Origin of the sequence: Streptomyces europaeiscabiei, from assembly GCF_001550375.1 — a bacterium.
GTDB lineage: Bacteria > Actinomycetota > Actinomycetes > Streptomycetales > Streptomycetaceae > Streptomyces > Streptomyces europaeiscabiei.
This window is the reverse complement of sequence record NZ_LRTR01000714.1, coordinates 1-3,832: the sequence shown is the minus strand read 5'-3', so window position 1 is coordinate 3,832 and position 3,832 is coordinate 1. Positions and strand designations below refer to the sequence as shown.

Sequence of the window (3,832 nt, the reverse complement as noted above, 5' to 3'; positions counted from 1 at the left end):
CGCTGCACGCGCCAGCCGCGGTCCTCCAGCCGGCCCGCCATGCCCGGCGCTGCGGCGGGCGCGACCATCAGTTCCACCAGGCCGCCCGGCCTGCCCGGCGGGTGGTCGACGGACAGGTCCTCGACGCTGATGCCGAACTCGCAGGCGGTGCCCAGCAGCCGGGCCAGCTCGCCCGGCCGGTCCGCGATGAGGACGCGGACGGGGACACGGGCGCGTCCGGGCAGGCCGTGCGTGCCCGCGAGGGTGTCGCGGCCGGCGAGCCCGCGGGTGAGCAGGTCGGCCAGCAGGGTCGTGCCCTGGGCGCGTTCGTCGGCGTCGACGGCGGCCAGGCCGCGCAGCGCCGCCACGGTGACCGCGAGATCCTCGGCGAGTTCGTCCAGGACGTCCGCGACCGCCGAGGCGTTGTTCTCCAGGATGTCGCCCCACAGCCGCACGTCGCCGTCGGCGGTCCGGGTGGCTTCGTGCACGCTCCGCCCGGCCAGCCGCACCGCGTCGGCGGACAGGTGCTCCAGGCGGGCCGCGACGAGCGCGGCGACGACGTGCGGGGCGTGGGAGACGACGGCGACCGCCCGGTCGTGCGCCTGACTGTCCATGAGGACGGGGGTGGCGCCGCACAGGGCCACCAGCTCCAGCGCCGTGTTGAGGGTGTCCCGGCCCGTGTGCGCGGACGGGCTGAGCACCCAGGGCCGCTCCTGGAACAGCTCGGCGCGGGCGGCCAGCGGGCCGGAGCGTTCCCGTTCGGCCAGGGGATGACCGCCGATGAACACCGCCGGGTCCACGCCGCTGGCGGCCACCTCGCGTCCCGGCCCGGCCTTGACGCTCGCGACGTCGGTGTAACCGCGGGCGAGCCCGCGGGCGCACTGCTCGGCGAGAACGGGGCGCAGGCGTCTGGGCGGAACGGCCAGCACCGCGATGTCGGCCGGGGCGGGCGGTGTGCCGACGAGCCCCGCGCCCAGTGCCGCGGCGGTGCGTGCCGCGCACCGGTCGGTGTCGCTCAGGTACACGCTCACCCCGTGCCGGGTGAGGGCCAGCGCGATGGAGGTGCCGATCACTCCCGTGCCCACCACCGCGGCGGTGCGGATCATCCGGCGCCCCCGCCGTGCGCGCCGGCGCCTCCCGGCTCCTCCTGGAGCAGGTCGGGCTGCTCGGCGACGATCTCGTCCCACAGCAGCTGGAAGCTGAACCGGCCCAGCTCCTCGTCCCCGAAGCCTTCGCGGGCGGCCAGGGCCTGTTCGTGGGTGAGGGGGCGCGGGGTGCCCGCGGCCCGGGCGAGGAGCTGCACCTGCGCGCAGCTGTCGTAGGTCAAAAACCAGTGCACGGCCTCGTCCAGGGAGGCGCCCACCGTGATCAGTCCGTGGTGGCGCAGCAGGACGGCCCGGTTGTCGCCGAGTGCCTCGGCGATGTCACGGCCCTGGGCCGGTGTCACGGAAGGCCCGTCGTAGCGGCCGTAGAGCACCTGGCGGCCGTAGAACGCCGCCGATTCCTGGTCGATCGGTTCGAGCAGCGTGCCCAGTGCGCCCAGCGCCCGGGAGTGCGGGGTGTGGCCGTGGGCGGCCGCGGTGGCGTCGGGGTGCAGCTCGTGGATCTGTGAGTGGATCACGAACGCGCTGGGGTTGACCGGGTGGTGGCCGGCCACCACGTCACCGGCCAGGTCGACGCAGATCAGGTCGGCGACGCGGACCTGCCGGAAGGAGACGCCGAAGGGATTGACCCAGAAGCGGTCCCGGTGTTCGGGGTCGCGTACGGAGATGTGGCCGGATATCCCTTCCGCGAAGCCGTACTTCCCGAACAGCCTGACGGCGGCGGCCAGCCGCTGCTTGCGATGGCGGCGGGTCTCCTCGTGCGTGGCGAAGCGCGGTTCGCCGGGGATCGGCAGCCGGGTGGCGGTGGCGGCCAGGTAGGCGGGGCGAGGATCGGTCGCGGTCGGGCTCATTGCGCGGGCGGTCCTTCCTGGGTGGCTGGGTGCGGGCGGGCGGGCCGGCGCGTCGTCAGGCGGCGACCGGTTCGGCCTCGCTGCGGGCGGCGTCGACGGTGGCCGAGTGCTGGAGGATCGCGGTGACGATGTCCTGGCTGCGGTCGACCAGGGAGGGGATGCCGAAGGTGAAGAACAGGGCTCCGGCGGCGATGTTGCCGAGCCCGTACAGCCGCGGGTCGGGCCGCCCGTTGCTGGTGAGCCGGCTGGTGGCGCGGGCCAGCTGCAGTCCGCCGTGCGGGTGGCGGCTGACCGCGCGGGCCTTGACCAGTGAGGTCACCAGGGGCAGCGCGCCGCAGGGGATGCGCCCCTCGGAGGCGTTGACGGCGCTGATCACCTTGTCGGCGCGGAAGGCGGTGCCGTCGGCGGCCAGGACGTCGAAGCCGCTCCCGTCGGCCGCGGTGATGTCGAGCAGGCCCGAGAACATCTCCAGCCGGCCCGCCTCCACCAGGCCGAGCAGGACGGTGGCGCTGGAGGGCGGCATGGGGCAGCACAGGCTCATGAGGGTGCGGTAGTGGGCGCGCAGGACCCGGACCTTGTCCTCCTCGCGCAGCAGGGGCCATACGTCGGGTCCGGTCTCCGGCACGGCGCGCTGCAGGATGCGCATGCCCACCTGCGGCGAGTCGACCTCGTCGAGCTGGCGGCGCAGCCGGTCGACCGGGTCCTCCAGGTCGACGCGGACGATCTCCTCGATGACGCCGTCGAGATCCGCTCCGGCGTCCCTGAACTCCGCCCGCAGTACCGCGGCCACGTCCTCGATGGTCAGCCGGGACCGCTCCCGGGCGGCGGTCCTCACCCGCACCGGCGTCAGGTGGCGCAGTTCGAGGGGGGTGGGCCGCTGCCGGACGCCCGGCAGCACGCCGCGCCGCGACATCAGGCTGATGGGGCCCCGGTGGCCCCGGGCGGCCAGCGACAGGACGATGTCGACGGCGGTCAGGCCGCTGCCGATGACGGCCACGTGGTCGTTCTCACCGAGTTCTGCCAGCGTGCCGGAGAGCGGGTAGGGCTCTGCGATGAAGCCGGGCGTGCCGGCGAGTCCGTAGACGTCCTTGGGGCTGTCGCCGCCGACGCACAGCACCGCGTAGTCGAAGGCCCGCGTCCGCCCCGGACCGGTGCCCAGGAGCACCTGGCCGGGCCTTCGGCCGGCGGCCTTCACGGCCTCGCCGACGATGTCGACGCGCCAGCCCCTGCCCCGCAGCCGGCCCAGGGCCGCGTACGCGGTCTCCTCCAGGTAGTCGCCGTAGACGGCGCGCGGCGCGAAGCGGGCTCCCGACAGCCGGTCGGCGCCCCGGACCACGCCGGTGACGCGGTCGTGGGCCTGCAGCCAGCGCTCGAAGTGCCCGGGGTCGCCCGCCCGTACGGACATGTCGTCGGGGGTGGCGTTCACGCGCAGGATCTCGGTGTCGATCTGGTAGGCGCGGCCGCGCCACAGATGGGGCGAGGGTTCGAACACGGTGAGGCTGCCGGGGTCGCCCTCGCTCCGGGCCAGGTTGTCGATCAGGCAGACGGCGGCCGCACCGCCGCCGACGACGCCGATCGAGATTCCAGAGGGCATGTGTCTGTCACCTATCGGTTGGCGGACGGCTCGCTCGCGGTGGCGGGAGACGAACACGGACGCCGGGACGTGCCCGGCGCCGGTTCGACGCACAGCGACTGTAGGAACGGACCGGGCGGTCCACTTGCCGTGCCGCGCACCGGGACTTGCCGAATCACGCCGGGACGTGCGCGCTCGCGCGCGCCGGTGAGCAGGACGTCCCGCTCCTGTGCCCCGGCGGTGCCGGGGACCGTGCCTCACCCGTGCCGGCGGCCCCGGCACGAAGACGGCCGGCCCCTGAGGAGGGACCGGCCGCGGCGGATGAG

The 3,832-nt window shown here is 74.9% G+C and carries 3 protein-coding genes; all 3 read right to left on the bottom strand.

The features are described 5' to 3' along the window. Positions 1–1,082: prephenate dehydrogenase (locus tag AWZ10_RS35465; protein ID WP_046708498.1), on the bottom strand; the 1,082-nt coding region annotated here is incomplete at its 3' end. Next, the gene (locus tag AWZ10_RS35460) at positions 1,082–1,933 is read right to left on the bottom strand and encodes a class II aldolase/adducin family protein (RefSeq protein ID WP_046708496.1); all 852 of its coding nucleotides are present in this window, start codon (positions 1,931–1,933) and stop codon (positions 1,082–1,084) included. The genes AWZ10_RS35465 and AWZ10_RS35460, both read right to left, overlap by 1 nt. A gap of 55 nt (positions 1,934–1,988) precedes the next feature. Then, positions 1,989–3,527 (bottom strand): FAD/NAD(P)-binding protein, encoded by a 1,539-nt coding sequence (locus tag AWZ10_RS35455; RefSeq protein WP_052769734.1) that lies wholly within the window; start codon positions 3,525–3,527, stop codon positions 1,989–1,991. Positions 3,528–3,832: the final 305 nt, after the last annotated feature.

What these genes read in the sequence shown, in the direction of transcription:
- AWZ10_RS35455 (WP_052769734.1), bottom strand. Translation starts at nt 3,527, where the DNA reads ATGCCCTCTGGAATCTCGATCGGCGTCGTCGGCGGCGGTGCGGCCGCC.
- AWZ10_RS35460 (WP_046708496.1), bottom strand. Translation starts at nt 1,933, where the DNA reads ATGAGCCCGACCGCGACCGATCCTCGCCCCGCCTACCTGGCCGCCACC.